At 68.4% G+C, this 23294-nt stretch carries 20 protein-coding genes; 5 read left to right on the forward strand and 15 right to left on the reverse strand.

What is annotated here, in order from left to right; translation table 11 throughout:
• Positions 1-3: 3 nt before the first annotated feature.
• Positions 4-1029, reverse strand: coding sequence for an AraC family transcriptional regulator (locus QZM35_RS14065; RefSeq protein WP_301776174.1), 1026 nt, complete (start codon positions 1027-1029; stop codon positions 4-6).
• 353 nt (positions 1030-1382) lie between these two features.
• Here QZM35_RS14065 and QZM35_RS14070 point away from each other — a divergent pair, with 353 nt between their 5' ends.
• The 5 genes from QZM35_RS14070 to QZM35_RS14090 all read left to right on the forward strand — a co-directional run bounded on the left by QZM35_RS14070 (position 1383) and on the right by QZM35_RS14090 (position 6296).
• Positions 1383-2630: a dienelactone hydrolase family protein gene (locus QZM35_RS14070; protein ID WP_174970593.1), complete on the forward strand. Its 1248-nt coding sequence runs from the start codon at positions 1383-1385 to the stop codon at positions 2628-2630.
• Positions 2631-2671: 41 nt separating this feature from the next.
• Positions 2672-3460: an SDR family oxidoreductase gene (locus QZM35_RS14075; protein ID WP_089429707.1), complete on the forward strand. Its 789-nt coding sequence runs from the start codon at positions 2672-2674 to the stop codon at positions 3458-3460.
• Positions 3461-3530: 70 nt separating this feature from the next.
• A complete protein-coding gene (locus QZM35_RS14080; protein ID WP_301776175.1) occupies positions 3531-4769 on the forward strand; it encodes a styrene monooxygenase/indole monooxygenase family protein in 1239 nt (412 codons plus the stop codon).
• Positions 4770-4774: 5 nt separating this feature from the next.
• Positions 4775-5302, forward strand: coding sequence for a flavin reductase family protein (locus QZM35_RS14085; RefSeq protein ID WP_089444296.1), 528 nt, complete (start codon positions 4775-4777; stop codon positions 5300-5302).
• Between the two features lie 37 nt (positions 5303-5339).
• Positions 5340-6296 carry a transporter gene (locus QZM35_RS14090; protein WP_174970587.1) on the forward strand — a complete coding sequence of 319 codons (957 nt, stop codon included), beginning with the start codon at positions 5340-5342 and terminating at the stop codon, positions 6294-6296.
• Positions 6297-6332: 36 nt separating this feature from the next.
• Here QZM35_RS14090 and QZM35_RS14095 read toward each other — a convergent pair whose 3' ends face one another.
• From QZM35_RS14095 to QZM35_RS14160, 14 genes are all read right to left on the reverse strand, one after another.
• Positions 6333-8276, reverse strand: a complete 1944-nt coding sequence (locus QZM35_RS14095) for a cation-translocating P-type ATPase (protein ID WP_301776176.1) — start codon at positions 8274-8276, stop codon at positions 6333-6335.
• Positions 8273-9316 carry a protease modulator HflK gene (gene hflK, locus QZM35_RS14100; RefSeq protein ID WP_089433724.1) on the reverse strand — a complete coding sequence of 348 codons (1044 nt, stop codon included), beginning with the start codon at positions 9314-9316 and terminating at the stop codon, positions 8273-8275. The genes QZM35_RS14095 and hflK (QZM35_RS14100) overlap by 4 nt, the downstream gene beginning before the upstream one ends.
• Positions 9313-10344: a protease modulator HflC gene (gene hflC, locus QZM35_RS14105; RefSeq protein WP_089429712.1), complete on the reverse strand. Its 1032-nt coding sequence runs from the start codon at positions 10342-10344 to the stop codon at positions 9313-9315. Before hflC ends, hflK (QZM35_RS14100) begins: the two co-directional genes overlap by 4 nt.
• 93 nt (positions 10345-10437) lie before the next feature.
• Positions 10438-12333, reverse strand: a complete 1896-nt coding sequence (gene hflK / locus QZM35_RS14110) for a protease modulator HflK (protein WP_301776177.1) — start codon at positions 12331-12333, stop codon at positions 10438-10440.
• Positions 12334-12611: 278 nt separating this feature from the next.
• Positions 12612-13586 (reverse strand): hypothetical protein, encoded by a 975-nt coding sequence (locus tag QZM35_RS14115; protein ID WP_301776178.1) that lies wholly within the window; start codon positions 13584-13586, stop codon positions 12612-12614.
• A complete protein-coding gene (locus QZM35_RS14120; protein WP_089429715.1) occupies positions 13583-14101 on the reverse strand; it encodes a (2Fe-2S)-binding protein in 519 nt (172 codons plus the stop codon). Before QZM35_RS14120 ends, QZM35_RS14115 begins: the two co-directional genes overlap by 4 nt.
• Positions 14098-16833, reverse strand: a complete 2736-nt coding sequence (locus tag QZM35_RS14125) for a xanthine dehydrogenase family protein molybdopterin-binding subunit (RefSeq protein WP_301776179.1) — start codon at positions 16831-16833, stop codon at positions 14098-14100. Before QZM35_RS14125 ends, QZM35_RS14120 begins: the two co-directional genes overlap by 4 nt.
• 332 nt (positions 16834-17165) lie before the next feature.
• Positions 17166-17444: a hypothetical protein gene (locus QZM35_RS14130; protein WP_144025264.1), complete on the reverse strand. Its 279-nt coding sequence runs from the start codon at positions 17442-17444 to the stop codon at positions 17166-17168.
• Positions 17445-17666: 222 nt separating this feature from the next.
• Positions 17667-18647, reverse strand: a complete 981-nt coding sequence (locus QZM35_RS14135; RefSeq protein WP_089429717.1) for a type II secretion system F family protein — start codon at positions 18645-18647, stop codon at positions 17667-17669.
• A gap of 36 nt (positions 18648-18683) precedes the next feature.
• Positions 18684-19661 (reverse strand): type II secretion system F family protein, encoded by a 978-nt coding sequence (locus QZM35_RS14140; RefSeq protein WP_089429718.1) that lies wholly within the window; start codon positions 19659-19661, stop codon positions 18684-18686.
• Positions 19662-19694: 33 nt separating this feature from the next.
• The gene (locus QZM35_RS14145; protein ID WP_089429719.1) at positions 19695-21062 is read right to left on the reverse strand and encodes a CpaF family protein; all 1368 of its coding nucleotides are present in this window, start codon (positions 21060-21062) and stop codon (positions 19695-19697) included.
• A gap of 18 nt (positions 21063-21080) precedes the next feature.
• Positions 21081-22289, reverse strand: a complete 1209-nt coding sequence (locus QZM35_RS14150; RefSeq protein WP_301776180.1) for an AAA family ATPase — start codon at positions 22287-22289, stop codon at positions 21081-21083.
• A gap of 22 nt (positions 22290-22311) precedes the next feature.
• Positions 22312-22755: a TadE/TadG family type IV pilus assembly protein gene (locus QZM35_RS14155; RefSeq protein ID WP_089429721.1), complete on the reverse strand. Its 444-nt coding sequence runs from the start codon at positions 22753-22755 to the stop codon at positions 22312-22314.
• Complete coding sequence (locus QZM35_RS14160; RefSeq protein ID WP_089429722.1) at positions 22752-23285, reverse strand: TadE/TadG family type IV pilus assembly protein; 534 nt, start codon at positions 23283-23285, stop codon at positions 22752-22754. Before QZM35_RS14160 ends, QZM35_RS14155 begins: the two co-directional genes overlap by 4 nt.
• Positions 23286-23294 lie beyond the last annotated feature (9 nt).

The following is a 23294-nucleotide window of genomic DNA, read 5'->3' on the forward strand; positions in this document are numbered from 1 at the left end:
CCGCTAGGCGCGCCCGCGCCGCATCCTGAGCGTCGCCGACGGCGACTCGCCGAACGCCCGCTTGTACTCGATCGCGAACCGCCCGAGGTGTGCGAAACCCCATTTCAGCGCGATGTCCGTCACCGACGCGAGCCCCGGCGACGCGTCGGCCAGCAATTCCTCGCGCACATGTTGCAGCCGCAACTGCCGCACGAAGCCCATCGGCGTGGTGCCGTGGCGATGACGAAAGCCGGCGAACAGCGTGCTCGGGCTGACGCCGGCGAGTTCGGCGAGCCGTTCGATCGTCAGCGGCTCGTCGAGATGCGCGCGGACGTAGTCCTCGACGCGCCGCACATAGAACGGCGCAATCGCCACCGGCAGGTGCCGCGTGCCGTTGCGTGCGCTGTTCGGGTGGCCGTGCAGCAGCAGGTTGAGCAGCGTCGATTCGAGCTGCTCGAACGCGAGCGGATGACGCAGCGGATGCGCGTCCGTCGCGATCGCGCCGGCGAGGATCGGCAGTATCTGCATCAGACACGCGCCCTGCGCCGACGACAGGCTGAATGCCGGCTCGAATTCGACCGGCGCGCGCCGGTCGTCGCCGAAATGCCGCTGCGCGTGGCGCTCCATCACTTCGCGCTCGATACGCAGGATGACTTGCGGACACGCGTCGCCCCAGCGCATCTTCAGCGGCAGCGTCGGCGAGATCAACGACGCGGTGCCCGGCGACGACACGAAACGCGCCGAGCCGCACTCGATCTCCGCGTCGCCGCGCAACGGGATCTGCAACAGGAAGAAGTGCTCGAGCGGCCCGGGCTCGATGCTGACGCCGCCGCCATAATCGAGCAGGTTCAACGACAGGTTGCCCCAGCGCGCGTGATGCATGCAGCTGTGCAGCGCGCGCGATTCGCCGGTCGGCGTGAGCCGGTGCGGCTTGAAGACGTCGGCCACGCGTGCGCGCACCTCGTCGACGTCGTTCGACTGCAGCAGCAGGTTGTCGTGATTGAAACAGGCCGTATCCGGCAACCAGCCTGTTCCGGAAAATTGCGCCATCGCTGTTCTCCCGTCATGCTCCATTGCACTCGCGCCGTGCATGCATTCCCGATGTGGGGGCATCCGCCGCACGATCCGGATAGCGCCCGGAGTATCCGGACAGTCCGGCCGCCCAAGCGCGCAAGTCCTGCATACATGACGCAAGAAGCGGGCCGTTCGCGCATCGTAGAAAACTGTGCGGGGCTTCCGCATCCGCACATACCCGCAGTCAGCCGCGCGCCCGCCCATGCGCGGCGGCCGGTGCAACAGGTTTCCGGAATTCGCGGATATCGGCCGAAGAAAGCGGATAGAAGTGCCCATTTCGTCCGCCAATACTGGGTCCGTCGCAGCAAAAAACTGGAATGGAGGGACATATGCAAGGACGTCACATCGAGATTCCGTCGCCGGACGGCGGCACGTTTCGCGCCTACCTGAGCACGCCGGCCGGCGGCAAGGGACCGGGCATCGTGCTGTGCCACGAGATCTTCGGCGCGAACGCGACGATGCGGGAAGCAGCCGACTACTACGCGGAGGAAGGCTACACGGTGCTCGTGCCCGACCTGTTCTGGCGCCAGGCGCCGGGGATCGAACTCGGCTATGCGGGAGCGGATGCCGAACGCGCAATGGCCCTTTACCGCGAATACGACGAGAACAAGGGTGTCGAGGATGTTGGCGCCACGCTGGCCGTGCTCAGGCAGCTTCCCGAATGCACGGGCGGAACCGGCGTGCTCGGCTACTGTCTCGGCGGCAAGCTCGCGTATCTCGCCGCGTGCCGGCTGCCGGACGTGGCCGCGGCGGTCAGCTACTACGGCGTCGGCATCGAGCACGCGCTCGACGAGGCGTCGCACCTGCACGGCCGGCTCGTGCTGCAGATCGCGGGGCAGGACCGCTTCTGCCCGCCCGACGCGCAGCAGCGCATTGCTGGAGCGCTGGCCGGGCGCGACGGCGTCGAAGTGTACGTGTATCCCGGGGTCGATCACGCGTTCGCACGCGCCGGCGGCGATCATTTCGACAAGGCCGCCGCGAGCATGGCCCATCAGCGCGCGATCGCCGCGTTCCGTGCCGCGCTCGGCCCGCACTACGACCTGTCCACACTGTGGGAAGCGCATCTCCAACACGAGTTCGACACACGCAACGTCGACGCCACAATGGCGACGATGGTTGCCGAACCGTACGTCAACCATATTCCGACGCTGACGGGCGGCGTCGGCTACGACGAACTCAAGCGCTTCTACACGCATCACTTCGTGCATGCGAATCCGCCGGACACGACGATCACGCCGATCTCGCGCACGGTCGGCGCGAGCCAGATCGTCGACGAGCTGCTGTTCTGCTTCACGCACACCACCGAGATCGACTGGATGCTGCCGGGCGTCGCGCCGACCGGCAAGCGCGTCGAGATTCCGCTCGTCGCGATCGTCAAGTTTCGCGGCGACAAGCTCTATCACGAGCACATCTACTGGGACCAGGCGAGCGTGCTCGTGCAGATCGGCCTGCTCGATCCGGCCGGCCTGCCGGTCGCGGGTGTCGAAACGGCCCGCAAGCTGCTCGACGAAACCGTGCCGTCGAACGGGCTGATGCGCCGCTGGCAGGACAGCGAGCCGTCGTCGGGCACGCATTGACACAACACCTTCCCCCACACAACGATTTCCGGAGACACCCCATGACTGCCCTTGCTGGCAAAGTCGCGATCGTCACCGGCGGCGCCACGCTGATCGGCGCCGCGGTCGCGCAGGACCTGAGCCGCGCCGGTGCGTGCGTCGCGATCCTCGATCTCGATGCGGAGAACGGCGCGCGCGTGGCCGACTCGCTCGGCGAACGGGCGATGTTCGTCGCGCTCGACATCACCGACGATCGCGCGATCGAGCATGCGGTCGCAGCCATCGTCGAGCGGTTCGGCGCGATCGACGTGCTCGTCAACCTCGCGTGCAGCTACGTCGACAACGGCATCCAGGCGACCCGCAACGACTGGCTCGCCGCGATGGACGTCAACGTCGTGTCGGCGGCGATGCTCGCGAAGGCCGTGCATCCGCAGATGGTCCGGCGCGGCGGCGGCGCGATCGTGAACTTCAGCTCGATCTCGGCCCAGTGCGCGCAAACCGGCCGCTGGCTGTACCCGACATCCAAGGCGGCGATCCGCCAGCTCACGCGCAGCATGGCGATGGATCTCGCGCCCGACCGCATTCGCGTCAACTCGGTGTCGCCGGGCTGGACGTGGTCGCGCGTGATGGACGAGCTGACGCACGGCGACCGCGCGAAGACCGATCGCGTCGCCGCGCCGTTCCACCTGCTCGGCCGGGTCGGCGATCCGTCCGAGGTCGCGCAGGTCGTGACGTTCCTGTGCAGCGACGCGGCGAGCTTCGTGACCGGCGCCGACTACGCGGTGGATGGCGGCTATGCCGCGATGGGCCCCGAACAGGCGGTGCCGGCCATTCCGCGTCTCGCGGAGTGACGGTTCCTCAGCACCGCTTCCCGCCATCGTTTTGATCCCGGCCGGCATTCGGCCAACCAAGGACAACCTCATGAGACGCATCGCCATCGTCGGCGCCGGCCAGTCCGGCCTGCAACTCGCCTTCGCCCTGCTCGACCAGGGCTACCACGTCACGCTCGCGACCAACCGCGACGCCGAACAGATCCGCACCGGCAAGGTCATGTCGAGCCAGTGCATGTTCCACACGTCATTGCAGATCGAGCGCGATCTCGGCCTGAACGGCTGGGAGGAAGCGTGCCCGTCCGTCGAAGGGATCGGCATCGCGGTGCCACATCCGGACGGCAACGGTCGCAAGGTAATCGACTGGTCGTCGCGGCTGACGCGCTATGCGCAGTCGGTCGACCAGCGCGTGAAGATGGCCGATTGGCTCGACCGCGTGAAGCGCCGGGGCGCGGACGTGCGCATTGCCGACATCGGCGTGCCCGAACTGGAGGAGCTGGCGCGCAGCCACGACCTCGTGCTGCTCGCGGCCGGCAAGGGCGAGATCGTCAACCTGCTCGGCCGCGACGACACGCGCAGCGCGTTCGACCGCCCGCAACGCGCGCTGGCCCTCACCTACGTGAAAGGGATGACGCCGAGCCAGCCGTATTCGCGCGTGCGCTTCAACCTGCTGCCGGGCATCGGCGAGTACTTCGTGTTTCCCGCGCTGACCACGACGGGCCCGTGCGAAATCATGGTGTTCGAAGGCATTCCGGGCGGCCTGCTCGACTGCTGGGCCGACGTGAAGACGCCCGACCAGCATCTGGACCGGAGCCTGTCGTTCCTGCAGCAGTACGTACCGTGGGAATTCGAGCGCTGCCGCGACGTCGAGCTCACCGATCCGAACGGCACGCTCGCCGGACGCTTCACGCCGACGGTGCGCAAGCCGTTCTTCCGGTTGCCGTCGGGCCGCACGGTGTTCGGGATGGCCGATGCGGTGGTCGTCAACGATCCGATCACCGGCCAGGGATCGAACAACGCCGCGAAATGCGCGAAAGCGTATTTCGATGCGATCGTCGCGCGCGATGCCGCGCCGTTCGGTGAAGACTGGATGCAGCAGACCTTCGAAGGGTACTGGGCGTATGCGCAGCACGTCGTGCGCTGGACCAACTCGCTGCTCACGCCACCGCCGCCGCACATCCTCGAACTGCTCGGCGCGGCCGGCCGGTTGCCGTCGCTTGCCGCGGCGATTGTCGACGGCTTCGACGATCCGCGCCGCTTCTCGCCGTGGTGGTTCGAGCCGTCGGCCTGCGCGGCGATGATCCGCGAACACAGCGTACGCACGGAGTGACCGACATGGAAACGACCGCTACCGATCGCCCGGCCCTCGACCCGCTGCAGTTGCGCGCCGCGTTCGGCCAATTCCCGACCGGCGTGACCGTGATCACCACGTGCGCGGCCGACGGACGCAAGGTGGGCCTCACCGCCAATTCGTTCTCGTCGCTGTCGCTCGATCCGCCGCTCGTGCTGTGGAGCCTGCGCAAGGTCGCGCCGAGCCGCCCGGATTTCGTCGCGGCCACCCATTTCGCGATCAACATCCTCGCGCACGACCAGATCGAGCTGTCGCGCCGCTTCGCGACGCCCAGCGCCGACAAGTTCGACGGCGTGCTTCACGTCGATTCGGAAACCGGCGGCGTGCCCTGCCTCGACGGCGCGAGCGCGCGCTTCGTGTGCCGCAACGTCGGCCATTACGAAGGCGGCGATCACCTGCTCTTCATCGGCCAGATCGAACAGTTCGACACGTTCGGCCGTGCGCCGCTGGTGTTCCATGCGGGCCAGTATCGCGCGATCGCCGATCATCCCGATCTTTTTCGCGCCATTTGATTAGTTATACAAATAAATATTCCAGGAGGTGGTGAACATGAAACTCGGCTCTCGCATGCTCGTCGTCGCAGGCCTCACGATCGCCGGCATGGCCGCCAGCGCGCCGGCCGGCGCAGCCGACCTGCCGGCGGTCAACCTCGGCATGACCAGCTTCCTCGACGGGATGCCGCCGGCCGGCTCCGGCTGGTACGGCACGCAGTACCTGCAGTACTACACGGCCGGCCGCGTCAACGACAATGCGGGCAACAAGGTCGGGTTGCCGAAGCAGGACATCGACCTGTTCGCAGGGCTGAGCCAGCTCGTCTATCAGTCGCCGCTGACGTTCGCGGGCATGCATCCCGGCCTCGACGTGATCCTGCCGTGGATCGCGTCCGCGCGAACCGACGACGGCATCGGCAACGTCGCGCTGAATGCACGCGCCGGCTTCGGCGACCTGCTGATCGGCCCGTTCATCCAGTTCGACCCGGTGATGGGCGCGCAAGGCCCGCGCTTCGCGCAGCGCGTGGAGTTCCAGTTCATCGCGCCGACCGGCGCGTACGATCCTTCGCGGGCGATCAATCCCGGCAGCCATGTCTGGTCGTTCGATCCGTACTGGGCAGCGACGCTGTGGCTCACGCCCAAGTGGACCGTGTCGTGGCGGCTGCATTATCTGTGGAACGCGACCAACCATCAGCCGGCCACGTCGCTCGGCCCGGACGTGACGTCGACGCAGGCCGGCCAGGCGATCCACGCGAACTTCGCGACCGAATACGAAGTGCGCCCCGGCCTGCGGCTGGGACTCAACGGCTACTGGCTGCGCCAGACCACCGACATGAAGACAAACGGGCAGGACGTGCCGGGCACGCGGGAGGCCGTGTTCGCGATCGGCCCGGGGGCCATGTATAGCTTCTCGCCGCAGGATCATCTGATGTTCAACGCGTACTTCGAAACCTATGCGCGCAACCGGCCGCAGGGCACGCGGATGGTGCTGCGGTATGTGCATCACTTTCAGTGACGGCCGCGAACGGCGACGACGTGCCCCCTCCATCGCTCACGCGCCGTGAACGTCCTCGCCGATCCGCAGCAGCCGGCCGGCGTTCGCAATCACGACGAACGTGCCAACGTTGTGCAGGATCGCCGCCCACACCGCGCCGAGCAGGCCGGTCGCGGCGAGCGCGATCACCGCGAGCGTCCACGCGAGGCCGATCGCCGCATTGGTCGTCGCCGTGCGACGGCATTGTCGGCCAAGGCGGATGCAGGTCGGAATCCGCTTCAGGTCGTCGCCCAGCAGCACGACATCGGCCGATGCGATCGCGATGTCGACGCCACGCTCGCCCATCGCGATGCTCGTCGAGCCGGCCTTGATCGCCAGCACGTCGTTCAGCCCGTCGCCGACGACGAGCGGATGCAGGCCCGCACCGATCTCGCGCATCACATAGTCGAGCTTGTCGTGCGGCAGCGCCTGCGCGACCACCGTCTCGATGCCGGTCTCGGCCGCGACCTTGCTCGCGACGCGCTCGCGGTCACCCGTCAGCAGCGTCTGCCGCGCAAGGCCCAGCGCCCGCAGTTCGGCGAGCGCATCGCGCGCATCGGGCCGCAAGGTATCCGCGAAACCGAACCACGCGAGCAGCCGCCCGTCGAGCACGAGGCCGACGAGCGGCCCGTCGAATCCTTCCGGCGGTGACGGCAAGTCACCGGCATGGTCGGCGAGCAGCGTGGGCCGGCCGAGTACCGCCGTGCCGTCCGGCGTGTCGGCGACGACCCCGAGCCCGCGCAATTCCCGCGTGCGCTCGAACGGCGCAACGGCAGCGCCGGTCAGGCCTGACGCGGCGGCATCGCGAACGAGCGCGCGGCTCGCCGGATGCGCGCTGCTTTCGCCGAGCCGCGCGGCCAGCGCACGCGCCTGCGCGCCGTCAACGCCCGGCTGCAGCCACACCTGCCGCACGTGCAATTCCCCGCGGGTGAGCGTGCCCGTCTTGTCGATCACGAGCGAATCGACTTCGGCGATCTTGTCGAGGAACGCGGCATTGCGAAACAGGATGCCGTGCCGCGCGCCGACCGCGATCCCGGCAATGGCCGTGGACGGCGCGGCGAGCACCAGCGCGCACGGGCACGCGGCCACGATCACCGCGAGCATCGCCGATGCATTCGAGGACGTGAACCAGACGATCGCCGCGATCAGCAGCACGAGCGCGAGATATGCGCCCATGTGCCGCTCGAGCACTTGCGTGACGGGCGGTTTCGCCTGTTCCGCGTGCTGCATCAGCGCGATGATCTTGCCGAGCGTCGAATCCTTGCCCGTGTGCGTGACGTCGATGCGCAGCACGCCGTCGAGGTTCAGCGCGCCGCCATACACGGCGCTGCCTGCGTCGACGTCGTGCGGCACGGATTCGCCGGTGATCGGCCCATTGTCGACGCTCGACGTGCCCGCGACGACGACGCCGTCGACCGGAATGCGCGCGCCGGCCACCACTTCGATGCGGTCGCCCGCACGCAGCGCGTCGTACGCGACTTCGACGACACTGCCGTCGGTGCCGATACGGCGCACGCGGCCGGCCGTCAGCCGGCCGAGCGCGCGGATCGCCTCCTGCGAACCGAGCACGCTGCGCTCTTCCAGTGCATGGCCGAAGGTCATCACGATCGGCAGCAACGCGGCTGTCGTCATGTCGCCGATCGCCCACGCGGCCAGCATCGCGAGCGCGATCAGGCGATCGGTCACGCCGTGCAGGCTCGGCGCGCGCAGGCTGTGCCACGCGCTCGCGAACACCGGCCCCGCGACGATCAGCGACGCGAGCGCGGCGAGCAGTTGCGCGAGCGTGTCGCCGCCGGCCGACAGCACGCGCCATGCGAACGACAGCACGAGCAGGCCGCCCCCGAGCAGCGCCAGCGCGATCTGCCGCGTGATCGTGCGGCGTTCGTCGGAGGACAGCGCGTAGGCGGTCGTGCCGGCAGGCGCGGCGTCCGGCTGCGTGGCCGGTTCGGCGAGCGAATTCATCGGGCGGTTCCGGGCAGGATCAGGTTGGAAGTATCGTGCGGATCGATCGTCGTCACGCGTCCGGCTTTCGACAGCACATGCTGCATGCGATCGCGATACAGCCGCGCCAGCAGCCCCGGATCGCCGTTCTCGCGAAGCGTCGCGTCGAGTTGCCGGATGTCCAGCGTGTCGGTCTGCGCGGTCGCGACGCGTTCGGCCGCGTGGGCCTGCGCGTCCTGCACGATCCGGTCGGCATCCTGCTGCGCATCCTGGCGCCGCTGTTCGGCGGCGGTGCGGGCTTCGGCGATGGTCCGTTCAGCGACCTGCAGCGACGTCAGCACCGCGTTGAACGCATCGGCGGCCGCTCCGGGAAACGCGGGCTGCACGTCGACGCGCGCGATTTCGACGCCGAGCCCCGCGTGCGCCGCGTCGAGTGCGCGCAGGTGCCGCGCGATCGCATCGGCGAGATCGCCGCGCAACCGTTCGCGACGCGCGGCCATCTGCCGGTCGGCGGCCAGTTGCTCGGGCCGCGCGACCAGGATCGCGTCGAGATCGCGGGTCGCCGCAACTTCGACGGCCGACGCGGACACGATCCGCTCGAGCGCCGCGTCGAGGCGAGCCTGCTGCAGCACGTACGCGTACGGATCGCTGACCCGGTAATAAAGCACCGCGCTCAACGCGACCGCGCCGCCGTCGCCCGTCAGCACGTAGCCCGAACCGGCGAGCGCGTCGGGCAACCGCGCGACGCCCTTCGCGGACGGCGCGAGCGCCCGCGGATCGCGGTCGAGCGAGCGGATCCGCTGCTCGAGCACGCGCGCGGCGCCCGGCACGAGCAGGACCGATTCGAACGGCTGCGGCCACGCGATCACGAGCCCGGCGTCCTGGGTACGCACGAGCGCGCCGAACCGCATCACGACCGCGCGGCTGTCCGCCGGAATCCGCCGGATGTTCGAGCCGGCCCACGCGCAGGCGGCGAGCACCGCGAGCGCGGCGACGAACCAGAACGACAGACGCACGGCCTGCGCGCCCGGCCCGAGCGGCGGTGCGGACGGCTCGCTCATCGCGCGGCCTTGTGTGCCTTGGGCGCCGGCGCGGCCTGCGCCGACGCGTCGCCCGGGCCCTGCACGAGCACGCGGAACGGCGCGGCGTCGGTACGCAGGATCAGGTTCGTATTGGTGCCGACCACCGTGTTCAGCGTGTCGAGCGAACGCAGCATCGTGTACAGGTGCGGGTTGCCCGCATAGCTCTTGCCGTAGATGTCGGCCGCGTCCTTGCGCGATTGCGCTTCGATGCCGGCCGCTTTCACGTTCGCATCGGCCAGTGCGATGCGCGCGTCGCGCTCGGCATCGGAACGGATCTGCGCGGCCTCGCGATTGCCCTCCGCGGTACGCTGCGCGGCCACCGTCTCGCGTTCCGCGCTCATCCGGTCGACGGTCGCGGCGAGCGTGACGGCCGGCAGCGTGAGCCGTTCGAGCCCGACCTGGGCGACGCGCACGCCATAAGCCGAATAGAGCTGCGCATCGATCTGCCGGCGCAGCGCATCTTCGAACTCGCCGATCTTCACCTGGGCCGGATCGGTGTTCACGAGCGACGCGAGATCGTATCCGGCGGACGTCGTCTGCAGCGCGGAGCCGACGAGCGAGCGGATCTGCCGCGCCGCTTCGTCCGGCTCGTTGCCGACCGCGCGCATGAAGCGCCCGATGTCGCGCGCATCGGCCGGCACGCGCCACGCGACGTAGGCCTCGACGATGATGCGCAGCCCGTCGCGGGTACCGACGTCCTGCAGGCCGCTCGACGTGGTGTGCAGGCGCAGGTCGACGGGCGTCACCGCGTCGATCGGCGCGGGCAGGCGCCACGCGAGCCCGGGTTCGAGCAGCACGCGCACCGGTCGGCCGAAGCGCGTGATCACCGACGCCTCGCCGGCACGCACCTGCACGAAGCTCGCCACCGCGAGCGCGACGAGCACGCACAGCACCGCGACCGCCACGCGCAGGCGGAACGCGCCGGGCGGCTGCGGCGCACCGTGGTGCGCGTGATGAGGATGGCCGTGGTGCGCATGATCATGCGCGTGCGAATGAAACAAACTCACGATGTCGCCCCGGGTGCGGCGTCGCCCGCGTGCGGCGCGGCGACACGGCGTGTTGCCGTGTCGCGCCGTCCGTGCGGAAATCGCCGCGACATGTCAATGGATGCCGGCAAGATCGCCGGCAGGCGTATTGCGAAGATCGACGGTCGCCCGCGTGCCGTCGGCCAGCCGGTCGTCGATGATCGTCATGCGCGCGTCGCGCAGGCCGCGTTGCAGCCGGTCGAGGTAATACTCGAACGGAAACGCGGGGCCGCCGAGCCGGTATGCGACCAGGTCGGCGTCGAAATCGATCTGCTGCACGCGCGCCGACGACATCGTGTCGCCGGCCTGCGCTTCGGCGTGCGCGACCCGTTCGAGCGCCTGCTGCTGTGCGTTGCCGAGCAGGCCGGCCGCGAAGCCGCGCGCCTGCGCGACGCTGCCCTGCGCGCGGATCTGCGCGGCCTGCACGTCATGGAACGCGGCGGCCGCGCCGGTCGGCGGATGCACGCTCTCGATCACGACCGCAATCACGTCGACGCCGCTTTGCAGCCGGTCGAGCTGCTGCTGGATCGCGCGCTTCAACTGGCCGGCCATCGCGGCCTGATTGGTTTCGAGCAGCGATTCGAGCGTATGCGACGCGAGGTAGTGCACGAGTTCGCGATTGGCGCTCGTGCGCACCGTGCTTTCCGGGTCGATCGTGCGATAGAGCGCCGCGCGCGCGTCGGCATCGGTCGGGCCGAGCCGGTAGTCCACCCGCACGTCGGCGTTGACGATCTGGAAGTTCTGGCGGTCGCCGTTCGCGCCGGCGATCACCTGGGTGGTTTCCCACGGATGCGGCACATCCCAAAGACGGTCGAGGCGTTCGGGTGTCGGGCCATCGGCCGGCACGGGCGACGTATCGGCGCCGCCGTCGCTCACGTTGCCCGCGATCGCGACCTGGTGCACCGCGCCGTTGTCGACGATGCGCGCGCGCCCGAACGGCCAGGGCAGGCCGACGTGCAGGCCCGGCTGCCAGACGGCGACCGGCGCGCCGAAGCGCTCATAGACCGCGCGCTGCTCCGGGTTCAGCACGACGACGGCGGTAAGCAGCCATGCACACGCGACGGTGGTGGCGAGCGCGCCGGGCAGCAGCCGCACGAAGCTGCGCCAGCCCCAGCTCTGCCGCAGGTCGATGCCGTAACGATGGCGCAGTTCGGCGCCGAGCGACGCGAACGGCGACGGGCGCCGGCTCAGCAGCCCGGCGATCGCGCTGGTCGGCACGATGGCGCCGCGCGGCACCGCAAACCACGACAGCACGCCGCGCAGCGCCAGTTCGGCGGCGACGGCAGCATTGAGCAGCGCGACCGCCCGCACGAGCCCGTCTGCGGGGCGGTGCCGGAACGCGAACCCTGCAGCGGCCAGCGCACCCGCGAGCGCGGTGACGAGCGCGACGCGCAGCACCCGCGTGAGCGACGCGGACACCGCCGAACGGCTGGCGGCCGCCGCATGGTGGCGTTCAGCGACGAGTGTGAGGAAGGCGAGCACGATGCAGGCCGCGCCGGCCGCGAGCGTCGGCTCGGGCGCAGCCATCGCGCGCACCAGCATCCCGGGCGATGGCGGCTGCCACGCGAGCGCGGCCAGCGCGACGGAGAGCACGCCGCCCGCGGCAACGGCCCACGGCCGCCAGTCGATCGCAGCGGCGATCGCCGGCCACGGGTTGTCGTCCTGCTCCGGCTCGTGCTTGCGGCTGAACGCATCGCGCAGCCAGTCGCCGATCAGCGTGGCGGCCGATAGTTCGGGAGGATCGCGGCGCGCGCGGCCGGCGAGCAGCACGCCGATCGCGACCACGAGTACGTTGCACCAGGCACTGGCAAGCGGCGCGCACCAGCGCAGGTCGGCGGGGAGGAAGTCGACCGCGCCCAGCGCGCCGAGCGTGGCGACCAGCAACGCGGCGGCGCCTGCGACCGGCGCGAGTGCGTCGCGGCTGGCCGGATTGCCGGGAATGTCGTCGTTGCCTTCCGCCTGTTGCCCCATCGGGGATTCCTTACGTACGCGTTACAGGATGCGCAGGAGTCCGTGCGGAATGCTGCGAGCGGCAATGTAGCGCGGCGGATGACGAAACTCAAGGCATCGATGCGATTGGCTCGACGGATGAAACAGTCGTGCGGATGGAACCTTTCCGCCACATTACGCGCAACGTGCGCAGCCGATGTCCGGCACGGCGCATCGGCCTGGATTCAGATCAGATGCCGGCCCGCCACCGACTCGATCTCGAGCACGCAGGCATGCGGGGGGTGCCGGCCGGCGGCCCCCTACTTCGCCGCCTGCGCCGCCGGCGTGAACGAGCACTTCGGATCGTTCTTGCCCCGCGCCGAACAGCACTCGAGCAGGTCGCTCACCGACTTCACGTTGGCCGCGTTCCACTCGTCGCGGCTGCGGTTGTTGTCGATCGGCATCCAGTGCGTCAGCGGATAGCTGCTCGCCAGCGGGTTGCTGCCTTTCGGCGGCGGCAGCAACCCGGCGGCGAGCGGCACGTAGATCTTGCAACTGTTCTGGTCGCCGATCCGGTGGCAGCCGATGCAGGTGTTACCGGGCGTGCTGATCGCGTGCGACGTCCATGACGCGAAGTCGGCCCCGAGATTGACGTACTTGCCCCACGGATCGGTCGGCACGCGGTTCCAAACCTGCCCGATCCATGGGCTGTACATGACCGGGCTCGCGTCGTGGCACGACACGCAGCGCTTCGTCGCGGTCGCAGCCGGTTTCCACCAGAATTCCGCGGCCGACGGCCGGCCGGGCGGCGGGGTCTTCTCGTTCGGCGGCGGCACGCGCGACGCGTCCATGCCGCCCGTGCCGCCCTTGTCCGCATGAAACCAGCAGGTCTTGCCGTTGCGCACGTGGTGCAGCACGATGTCGACTTCGTCGTAATACGGGCTGCGGTTCTCGCGGATCTGCTTGCGACGGCAAAACGCCGAGATCTGCGTGTCGCCGTGAGACAGGTCGAGGATCTTCGAGTAAGGCGTGCATTGCCCGGAGGTCGGCGCGTCGTACGGCAACAGCGCCGGGCGATCGCAGGTCATGTGTGCCGTGTACCGCGCGGGCACGCTGCCGTTGACGGTGATCGGCACGTCCGTCCCGCTGTTGCAGTCGAACGCGGGAATCTCGCCGATTTCGTCGGTGCACTGCTGCGCGTATTCGTGCAGGGAGGCATCGGCGCCTTCCGCGGCAAACGAGGCGGGCGCGGCCAGCAGCATCGCCAGCGCCGCGGCGCAGGTCCTGATCGTCATGCCGCCTCCTTCGTGTAGCGCATCGCCACCTTGCGGATGGCCTCGATGTATTTGACGTAGCCGGTGCATCGGCACACGTTGCCGCCCACCCACGTCTCGATCATCGCGTCCAGTTCGGCGGCGGGCACCGGCTGCGCGCGCAGATGATCGAGCATCGCGGTCGCGGCCATCAGGAATCCCGACGCGCAGTAGCCGCACTGGAACGCGAACGATTCGAGAAAGCTCTGCTGCAGCGGCGACAGCGTGCCGTCCTGCGCGAGCCCTTCGATCGTGTAGACGTGCATGCCGGCCATCGCGCTGACCGGCGTCGAGCACGACAGCGTCTTTTCCATCGGCGCGTCGGGCGTGTTGCGCACGCCGACCGTGCACGCACGGCACACGCCGATGCCGCAGCACAGCTTCGTGCCGGTCAGGTCCTGTCGTTCATGCAGGAAGTCGATGAGGTTCATGTCGGCGTCGTCGGCTGCTGCCTCGACGGGCTGGCCATTCACGACCATGCGGATCGGATCGCTCATTGCAGTGCCTCCCGAATCTTGTCCGGCGTGACCGGCGTGACCCTGAACCTTCGCCCCGTCGCCATCGCCAGCGCATTGAGCAGCGCCGGCGCGATCGGGCACATCACCGCTTCCGCGATGCCGCGCGCATTCGCGGGATCGTTGCCGGGCGGCGGCAGCGCGATCAGCTCTTGCTCGGGAATGTCGGGCAGGCGCGTCACCTCGTAGCGGTCGAGGTTCCATCGGCCGCCACCCGGGCCGTCCGGGCCGAGCGGGCACGTCTCGGTCAGCACGTTGCCGATGCCCATCGCGACCGCGCCCTGCGACTGTCCTTCGACGAGCTCCGGCGACAGTTGCCGCCCGACGCTCACCGCCGACACCACGCGCTCGACCTTCACGCGCCCGTTCGCCGGATCGACGGACACGCCGACGAGCGACGCCGATGGCGCATAGGTCGTGCGCCCGTAGAGGCTCGTGTCGACCGGCGGCGCCTGCAGCGCGCGGTACAACGGCGTCAGGAAGTAAGGATCGAGGCCGACCGCCACGTAGTCGTAGTCGATTTGCGCACTGCCCGACGCGAACGGATAGGTGCCCTTCCAGAAGTAGCCGGCATAGCTCGCATGCACGGCCGCCACCGTCTGCAGGCCCAGCTCCGTGATGGTGTCGAGCAGCGTCGGCCACGAAATCGGCGTGAGGCCGTTCGCGACGAGCGCACCATTGGCCCAGCGCACATCCTCGGCCCGCACGGACACGCCCCACCATGCACGGGCAGCCGGCAACACGCTTTGCAGGAACAAGGCCTGTGCCGCCCCCTTCACTGCGTGGTACTGATGGAATGCGCCGAGACAGGCGCTCGACGAACCGTACGTATAGCGCACCGTCTTCGGATTGGCCGACGGGTTGCTCGACCGCGTGAGCCCGAGTGCATTGAACGGCCCGATCTCGCTCATGGCGATCGTCTGCGCGTTCTGCCCGAGAAATTCGGACGGTGCGAGCCCCAGCGTCGTGGCCGCGCCGTTACCCATGTCGGTGTACGGCGTGACCACGCGCAGCCGGCTGTCGGGCAGGATCTGCACCATCCCGAACATGCCGTCACCGGAGGTGCCGTAGGCCTCGTTCGCCATCGCGAGTCCGACGCCGTAGCGAAGATGGTGCGCAGCGCGTTCCGCGCGGGTGCGCTCGCGTTCGCGCCACAGCGGGTGCTGTTCGAGCCGGTCGAGCAGCGCGTCGAGCTGCAGGTCGAACAGGATCGGCGCACCCGTGATCGCGCGCCCCTTGCCGAGCCCGGGCGTGCTGCCGAGAAAATTGGCGCGACGGATCGCGAACGGCGAGAGCCCGAGCCGGCGCGCGGCCTCGTCCATCAGCGTCTCGACCGCCATGAACGCCTGGGGGCCGCCGAAGCCGCGCTGCGATCCGCCGAACACTTCCCGCGTGTAAGTCGAGGCCGCCTGCGCGCGTGCGCGCGGAATCTCGTAGCAGCTCATCGCGCTCAGCGCGGCGAGCTGCGCGACGTACGGCGACAGGTTCTTCTTGCCGCCGCCGTTCATCAGGAAATCGCACGTGATCGCTTCGAGCTTGCCGCGCCGGTTGAACCACAGCGATTCCGAAAACTGCGTTTCGCAGCGCTTCAGCCCGACCTGGAACTGCTCGTAGCGCGACTGCTGCCAGCGTAGCGCGCCCGTCGCGAACGGCGCCGCGAGCGCGAGATAAAGCGGGAAATAGGACTTGTCGCGCCCGCCGAAGCCGCCGCCCGGATAGCACGCGATGACGTGGGCCTCCTTGGCCGCGATGTCGCTGCCCTGAAACAGCGCGAGTGCGCCGGTCGCATCGTCGTTCGCCGACTGCGTACCGAGCACGAGGCTCATTGTCGCGCTGGATGCGTCGTACCATGCGAGCCCCGCTTCGGGTTCCATGAACATCGGGTCCATCGCCGGCGTCTCGAATCCTTCGTTGCCGGTCGCGCGCACGCCGATCCACGCGCCGGCGGCCGCGTTGCGGGCAATCGTCGCGTCGATGTTGGCGACCGCCTCCTCGCGTTGCTTCAGGTATTCGGCGGTCGGCTTGCCGCTGCTGTCGGTCTGGTAGTTGTCGACGTAGTTGAAGCCGCGTTCGTCATCGCGCACGTAGATGGTCACGGGAGAAAACGGCACGGCCTGCGCGGTCGTCGGGCGCGTGACCGGCGCGCCGTAACGGATCACGCCTTGGTTGAAATCGAGCAGCTTCTTCGCTCGACGATAGACATCGAAGTTCTCGAAGATCAGCAGCGCGGCCGGTTGTCCGTAGCAATCCGCCGCGTGGCCGGTGCGCGCGAGCCAGTAGATGTCCTGGTTCGCGATCGGGTCGGCCTCGGGTGCCAGCGGAATCCGCCGCGCGCTCAGCAATGCGTTGTCGACGACGGCGATCGGCCGCAATTCGGCCGGCAGCACACCGAGGTCGTAGCCTTCGTACACGGCGTCGACCCGATCGCACCGCAACGCATAGAGCCAGTTCTCCTGCTGCGGCCAGCCGACGAAGTCGCGCGACTTGAAGTCGCGTGCGTAGATCTTCTGGCCCGTGACCTTCGGGATGCCGTCGATGCGCCAGCGCGCCTTGCCGGGCACCGGCGCCCAGCCCGGCCCGGCCGCGTCGTCGTCCGCCTGCCCGGCGGCGCCGAGCGCCAGCGCCGGCAAATGGGTGATCGAGATCGCGACGAGCGCGCCGCTCCCGGCCAGCTTCAGAAACGTCCGGCGTGTCACAGGCACATCGATGGCCATGCTGGGTCCCTCGTTCGAATGGTCGTGCCGGCACGGCCGACGCGCGACGCGACGCCGGCCGGGTACGGGCCGCTTCGGGTGTGCTTCGTCGTGCGGGATGTCGGTGCGGAAACGGTCTTGCGGACGCGGTCGCGTGCCGGCGGTCAGGAATCGGGGGGAAGCGGACCGGGGAACGTGCGCGGCGGATTCGCGCGGGCGCCACGGGCCCGCGGATGTCTGCTGGATGAAGCGTCAGGCCACCTGCTTGCCATTGCTTGCTCGTTCATGTTTCCCCCGGCCTTGATCGTGCGTGACTGGCCTGTTTTCCGTATTGTCGGGCAGTCTCTTGATTTTCAAGTGTTGTTGTTCGGTATTTCCGGCACGTGCAACGTTTGCGTCGTCAGTCCCGTGATGCAGGCATGATTTTCAATAATGTAGAAATTCGGGCCGGGTATTTCAAGGAGATTTTCGGATGGCGCGCAGCGGTGCGCAAAAAACGAACGAGAAGCCATTGCCATGAACGACGGAGTCAACAATCCCGCGGATCGTTGCCGTCTTTCACTATCAGGCGAGGTATCGCCGTGCCGTTTCATCCAGGCGCACAACGCGATGCCGGCAAACTTCGCCGGCATTCAGGTTAGCAGTAGGGGGCAGCCGCTAAGGCGGTGGACTACGGCTCGTTCCATGGCCGACCATGGGTCCAGGATGCCTTGACGCCGCTATGGTCAACCTGTCTCGCGGCGCCGCCTGGGGAGGGAGCCTCCATGAAGCCTGTTACCGTGCCGGCCGGCGGGGGTGGCCATCCGGCACGCAAAACCTTGATCGACGCAACCGGCGCAACGCCGCTGCGTCACTCACTGCCCGATGCCCACGAACGTCGGCAGCAGCACGCGATAGACGTGGATCATCGCCGGCCCGAGCAGCACCATCATCAGTGCGGGGAAAATGCAGAAGATCAGCGGGAACAGCAGCTTCAGCGCGATCTTCGCGGCCCGCTCTTCCGCGCGCATCCGGCGCCGCGTGCGCAGCATGTCGGACAGCACGCGCAGCGATTCGCTGATGCTCGTGCCAAAGCGGTCGGCCTGGATCAGCATCGCGCAGAACGATTCGATGTCCTCCACACCGGTACGCAGCGCGAGATTGCGCAGCGCCGTCTCCTTCGTGAAGCCGGAGCGCATCTCGAGCAGCAGCAGGTCGAGTTCGCTCGCGACCACCTCGCTGCTGAACCGCAGCTCCTCGCTCACCTTCATCAGCGCCGCATCGAGCCCGAGACCCGCTTCGACGCACACCGTCAGCAGGTCGAGCGCGTCCGGGAAATCCTCGAAGATCTTCCTCTGGCGCACCTTGACCCGCTGCGACAGCACGACGTTCGGAATGTAGTAGCCGATGCCGGCGAGCGCGACGAGGATGACCGACAGGATCGCACGCTCGTCGCCGAGCGACGTCGTGATCAGCACGAGCAGCGCCGCGCACGGCAACCCGAGCGCGAGCGCCGTCTTCGCGGTGAAATACAGCGCAGCCGCGCTCTGGTTGCGCCAGCCGGCATTCATGAGCCGGATGCGCAGCGGCGAATTCTCCCAGCCCTCCTTCGGCACCGACAGCTTCGAGATCGGCGTGGACAGCTCGACCAGCTTCGCGACCCAGCGCGACGTCAGGTCGTCGCCGTCGCCCGTGCCCGCCACGCCGGTCGCGCCCGCCCCGGCCCCGCCGGCCTGCTGGACCCGGCGCTGGATGCTGCGCGGCGCGAACAGCAGCATCGCGACGAGCGCGCCGCCGGCCACGAAGAGGAACAAGCCGCCCAGCATCACGGCCTGGACTACGCTCAGGTTTTGCATGACAGCCTCGCAACGGTTCGTTATACGGCTCGCGCGTCAGACGCGAATGCGGACAATACGGCGGATCCAGAACAGCCCGAACAGCATCGACACCAGCATCGCGCCGACCATCCTGATCCCCGCCGGGTCCTCCCAGAGCACGGACAGGAATTCGCGGTTCAGCAGCGCCATCACCGCGGCGGTGCCGAACGGCAGCAGCCCGAGAATCCATGCCGACAACCGCCCTTCCGCCGACAGCACGCGCACCTTGTCGAACAGCTTGAAGCGCTCGCGGATCAGCGCGGCGATGCTGTCGAGCAGCTCGGCGAGGTTGCCGCCCGTCTCGCGCTGGATCAGCACCGCGATCACGAAGTAGCGCAGGTCCTGCACCGGCACGCGCGTGACGAGGTTCATCAGCGCATCGTGCAACGACACGCCGTAGTTGACCTCGTCGAACGTGACGCGGAACTCGCCGCCCATCGGCTCGGGAAACTCGTCGCCGACCATCCCGAGCGTGCTCGTGAACGAGTGGCCGGACCGCAGCGCGCGCGCGATCATGTCGCAGATGTCCGGCAACTGCCGCTCGAGCTTGCGCATCCGCTTCCCGCGGCAGCGCATCACGTACATCATCGGCAGGCATCCGGCGAACAGCGCGACCGGCAGCGCAGCGAGCTGCGGCAACGTCGCGAAGCTCAGCGCAAGCCACGCGAACGCCGCGAACACCGTGCTGAGCATGATCAGCTTCGGCAGCGTCCAGTCGAGGCCCGATTGCTGGATCACGAGATCGAGCCGATGCACGCGCGGCATGCGCAGCAGCAGCCGGTCGAACGGCTTCGATTCGTCGAGCATCCGCTTCTTCAGGATCGACAGCCGTTCCTGCTGGACGTTGCCGCCGGCCGACATCGAGCGGATGCGCGATTCGATCCGGCGCGCGGCGGCGCCATGCCGCGCGTTCCACCATTGATAACCGCCTTCGATCGCGAGAACCACCGCGACGAAGGTGAGAATCACAAAACCGTAAAAGATCGTGTTCATGAAGCCTCCCCGGCAGCGAACGGCGCCCTGTCGTCAGTTCGTCTCGTACCGCTGAGACGGGTCGTACAGCGAATCCGGCAGGTTGATGCCGAATGCCTGCAGCCGCTCGACGAACTTCGGCCGCACGCCCGTCGCGCAGAAGTGGCCGCGTACCGAACCGTCGCGGTCCACGCCCGTTCGCTTGAACGTGAAGATCTCCTGCATGTTGATGATGTCGCCCTCCATCCCGGTCAGTTCCTGGATGCTGACGATCTTGCGCCTGCCGTCGGTCAGCCGCGCGGCCTGCACGACCACCGAGATCGCCGACGTGATCTGCTGGCGCATCGTCTTCGGCGGCAGCGTCAGGCCGGAGACGCTGATCATGTTCTCGAGCCGCGTCAGCGCGTCGCGCGGGGTGTTCGCGTGGATCGTCGCGAGCGAGCCCTCGTGGCCGGTGTTCATCGCGTTGAGCATGTCGAGCGCTTCGGCGCCGCGCACTTCGCCGAGGATGATCCGGTCCGGGCGCATCCGCAGCGCGTTGCGCACCAGCGTGCGCTGCGTGATCTCGCCCTTGCCTTCGATGTTCGGCGGGCGTGTTTCGAGCCGCAGCACGTGCGGCTGCTGCAGTTGCAGTTCGGCGGCATCCTCGATCGTCACGATCCGCTCGTTGCGCGGAATGAAGCCGGACAGGATGTTGAGCAGCGTCGTCTTGCCGCTGCCGGTGCCGCCCGACACCAGCACGTTCACCTTCGCGCGCGACAGCGCATCGAGCAACTCGGCCATCGGCGGCGTCAGGCTGTGGTAGCGCACGAGGTCGTCCATCTTCAGCGGATTGACCGCGAAACGCCGGATCGACATCAGCGGCCCGTCGATCGCGGACGGCGGGATGATCGCGTTCACGCGCGAGCCGTCGGGCAGACGCGCATCGACCATCGGGCTCGATTCGTCGATGCGGCGCCCGACGCGCGACACGATCTTCTCGATCACCTTCATCAGGTGCGCGTCGTCGTAGAACGTCACGTCGGTCAGTTCGAGCTGGCCGAAGCGCTCGACATAGACCTGCCGGTACGTGTTCACGAGGATGTCGGAAACGGTCGGGTCGCGCAGCAGCGCTTCGAGCGGGCCGAAACCGAACATCTCGTCGTACACGTCGATCGCGAGCTGCCGCCGCTCGATGTCGTTCGCCGGCAGCCGCTCCTCGTCGAGGATGCGCGTGATCAGCAGGCCGATCTCCATGCGGACCGATTCCTGCGGCATCCGCGACAGGCGCTCGAGCTCGACGCGTTCGAGCACGGCCAGGTGGATTTCGCGGCGCAGCTTCTGGTATGCGTCGCGCACCGACGAATGGGTCGGGCCGGCCGGTTCGCTGCCCGTCGCCAGCGGCTGGGCCCGTTGCAAGGACATCTGTTCGCGCAATGACATGATGGTTCCCCGAAAGATTTACATGGACTTGAGCTTCGGCGTGGCCTTGCGGCCGAACAGCCGGGACATCAGCGGTTCGCTGTGCGTCGCGCCGTGTCCCGCGCGCACCTCCCCTTCGACGAGTTGCTTCGCATACCCTTGCAACGCTCGGACGACCCCCGTGCCGCGCGCGACCCGCGACACCGGATGGCCCTGGTTGAGCGCTTCGAGCACGGTGTCGGCATCGTCGGGAATCGTGCAGGCCGCGTGCAGGCCGAGCACTTCCTCGAGCGCCGTGCGAGTGCGGTCGCTCGCGCGCGTCGCGCGGTTCACGATCAGCCGCATCTGGTCAGTTGAGTAGCCGAGCGACACGAGGATCTCCAGCAGCCGGCGGCCGGCCCGCACGTGCGGCATCGCGGGCTGCAGCACGAGCGCGATCTGGTCGCTGCGATCCAGGGCGACCATCGACAGCGGATTGATGCAGACGCCGACGTCGAAGATCACGAAGTCGTAACGCGGCGCGGCGACGCCCAGGATCCATTCGAGCGCGTCCTCGCGCATCTCGGCGGCCTTGACCGGGTCGCCGGCGCCCGCGAGCACGTGGAAGTTTTCCGTCACGTGCGCGACGCTCGCGTCGAGGAACGCGCTGTCGAGCCGTTCGATCTGCGCGCACAGCTGCGGCAGCGTCGACGGCGGGGTTTCGTCGCTGACGAGGAACGCCGCGTCGGCGAACTGCTGGTTCAGGTCGATCAGCAGCACGCGGCGCTTGAAGCCTTCCGCGATCTCGAATGCGAGGTTGCTGGCCGCGAAGCTCGTGCCGGCTCCGCCCTTGCACGACATGAACGACACGATCCGCGTGTCGTCCGTGTCGCGCCGCGTGCTTTGCGCGGCGGCCCGTTCGAGCGCGTGGCCGAGCGCCTGCGGGTCGAGCGGCCACTGCAGCACGTCGCGGGCGCCCGCCCGCATCGCGTCGAGCAGCACGTGCGGCGACGCGTCGGCCGTCACGAGAATGCAGGTCAGGCTCGCGTGCGCGCGGCAGATCCGTTCGATCGCCGACAGCTCGGACGGGTCGAGCGACGTGCCGTCGACCAGCAGGATATCGAACGCGTCGAGCCCGTCGGTGCGATGTTCGATCTGCGACGGGCGGCCGGTCGCGCGTGTCGCGCGATAGTGTCCGCAGTCGGCCACGAGGCGCGCGATCTGCGAAAGACGCGCGGTGTCGTCGGAAGCTACGAGGATGTTGATCATGTCGTGTGCCTCGCCTGTTCGATTAATTACAGTTGGCGCCGCCGGTCGCGGAAGTGAGGCTTTCGCGCGGCAGTGTCGTCGTGAACGGCGGCATCGTCACCGTGATGTTCACGAACGGGATCATCGTCTTGACCGTGACGTTCGTGACGCTGACCGTCACGAACGCGCACGAATTCACGTCACAGCTCGCGGGCGAGTAGTTCACCGACACGTTCGCGTTCGACAGCAACGGCAGCAGCGCTCTCACCCGCTTCACGACGCCGGCCGCATTCACGTCGCACACCACCGCCGTGCGCGCGCCCAGGCGCACGGCTTCGCTCGCGGTGCTCCAGTAGAACAGCACGCGGCCGAATTCGAAGATGCCGATCAGCAGCATGATCAGGATCCATGCGATCAGCGCGAACTCGACGATCGCCGAGCCGCGTTGGGCACGCCGGCGTGACGGGGGGGCATGGCGCGCGTTCATGACACTTGCCTCATCACGGTGACGATGTTGTTGAAGGTGATCGACGGCAGCCCCGGGAACGCGGGGATCGGCTGGTACTTGTAGCCCGTGATCTTCACTTCGACGACGTTGATCGCGCCCGTCGCGGTGCCGCCCGACGCGTTGTTGTTCGAGTCGTAGGTCGGCAGGTTCGCGAACTGCGCCGGGTCGGACGTGTCGCTGCAGCCGGTCGTGCGCTGCGCGTCGCAGATCGTCACCATCGACGTCTTGAGCCCCGGCACCAGCTCGGTGCCGGCGGCGCCGCACGTCGTGCTGCCGTAGACGACGAGGCACTGCGCCTGCGAGGCCGGATACGCGCTGTCGGTCGGCAACCAGACCGACAGGTAGCGCGCCGCATCGCGCGTCGCCTTGGTCAGCGTCTCGAACTGGTAGATCGCGCGGCCGAACTCGGCCACGCCGGTCGCGAGCATGATCATCGGCATCAGCACGAGCGCGAACTCGACGGCGACGGCGCCGCGGGTGCGCGAACGGCGAAACGGGGGCTTTTTCATGATCCGCTC

The organism is Burkholderia sp. AU45274 (genome assembly GCF_030482505.1).
In the GTDB taxonomy this organism is placed as follows: domain Bacteria; phylum Pseudomonadota; class Gammaproteobacteria; order Burkholderiales; family Burkholderiaceae; genus Burkholderia.

Excerpts from the sequence above, each read along its gene's own strand:
- QZM35_RS14065 (WP_301776174.1), bottom strand. The coding sequence starts at position 1,029 with ATGGCGCAATTTTCCGGAACAGGCTGGTTGCCGGATACGGCCTGTTTC.
- QZM35_RS14070 (WP_174970593.1), top strand. The coding sequence starts at position 1,383 with ATGCAAGGACGTCACATCGAGATTCCGTCGCCGGACGGCGGCACGTTT.
- QZM35_RS14075 (WP_089429707.1), top strand. The coding sequence starts at position 2,672 with ATGACTGCCCTTGCTGGCAAAGTCGCGATCGTCACCGGCGGCGCCACG.
- QZM35_RS14080 (WP_301776175.1), top strand. The coding sequence starts at position 3,531 with ATGAGACGCATCGCCATCGTCGGCGCCGGCCAGTCCGGCCTGCAACTC.
- QZM35_RS14085 (WP_089444296.1), top strand. The coding sequence starts at position 4,775 with ATGGAAACGACCGCTACCGATCGCCCGGCCCTCGACCCGCTGCAGTTG.
- QZM35_RS14090 (WP_174970587.1), top strand. The coding sequence starts at position 5,340 with ATGAAACTCGGCTCTCGCATGCTCGTCGTCGCAGGCCTCACGATCGCC.
- QZM35_RS14095 (WP_301776176.1), bottom strand. The coding sequence starts at position 8,276 with ATGAATTCGCTCGCCGAACCGGCCACGCAGCCGGACGCCGCGCCTGCC.
- hflK (WP_089433724.1), bottom strand. The coding sequence starts at position 9,316 with ATGAGCGAGCCGTCCGCACCGCCGCTCGGGCCGGGCGCGCAGGCCGTG.
- hflK (WP_301776177.1), bottom strand. The coding sequence starts at position 12,333 with ATGGGGCAACAGGCGGAAGGCAACGACGACATTCCCGGCAATCCGGCC.
- QZM35_RS14115 (WP_301776178.1), bottom strand. The coding sequence starts at position 13,586 with ATGACGATCAGGACCTGCGCCGCGGCGCTGGCGATGCTGCTGGCCGCG.
- QZM35_RS14120 (WP_089429715.1), bottom strand. The coding sequence starts at position 14,101 with ATGAGCGATCCGATCCGCATGGTCGTGAATGGCCAGCCCGTCGAGGCA.
- QZM35_RS14125 (WP_301776179.1), bottom strand. The coding sequence starts at position 16,833 with ATGGCCATCGATGTGCCTGTGACACGCCGGACGTTTCTGAAGCTGGCC.
- QZM35_RS14130 (WP_144025264.1), bottom strand. The coding sequence starts at position 17,444 with ATGCCGGCGAAGTTTGCCGGCATCGCGTTGTGCGCCTGGATGAAACGG.
- QZM35_RS14135 (WP_089429717.1), bottom strand. The coding sequence starts at position 18,647 with ATGCAAAACCTGAGCGTAGTCCAGGCCGTGATGCTGGGCGGCTTGTTC.
- QZM35_RS14140 (WP_089429718.1), bottom strand. The coding sequence starts at position 19,661 with ATGAACACGATCTTTTACGGTTTTGTGATTCTCACCTTCGTCGCGGTG.
- QZM35_RS14145 (WP_089429719.1), bottom strand. The coding sequence starts at position 21,062 with ATGTCATTGCGCGAACAGATGTCCTTGCAACGGGCCCAGCCGCTGGCG.
- QZM35_RS14150 (WP_301776180.1), bottom strand. The coding sequence starts at position 22,289 with ATGATCAACATCCTCGTAGCTTCCGACGACACCGCGCGTCTTTCGCAG.
- QZM35_RS14155 (WP_089429721.1), bottom strand. The coding sequence starts at position 22,755 with ATGAACGCGCGCCATGCCCCCCCGTCACGCCGGCGTGCCCAACGCGGC.
- QZM35_RS14160 (WP_089429722.1), bottom strand. The coding sequence starts at position 23,285 with ATGAAAAAGCCCCCGTTTCGCCGTTCGCGCACCCGCGGCGCCGTCGCC.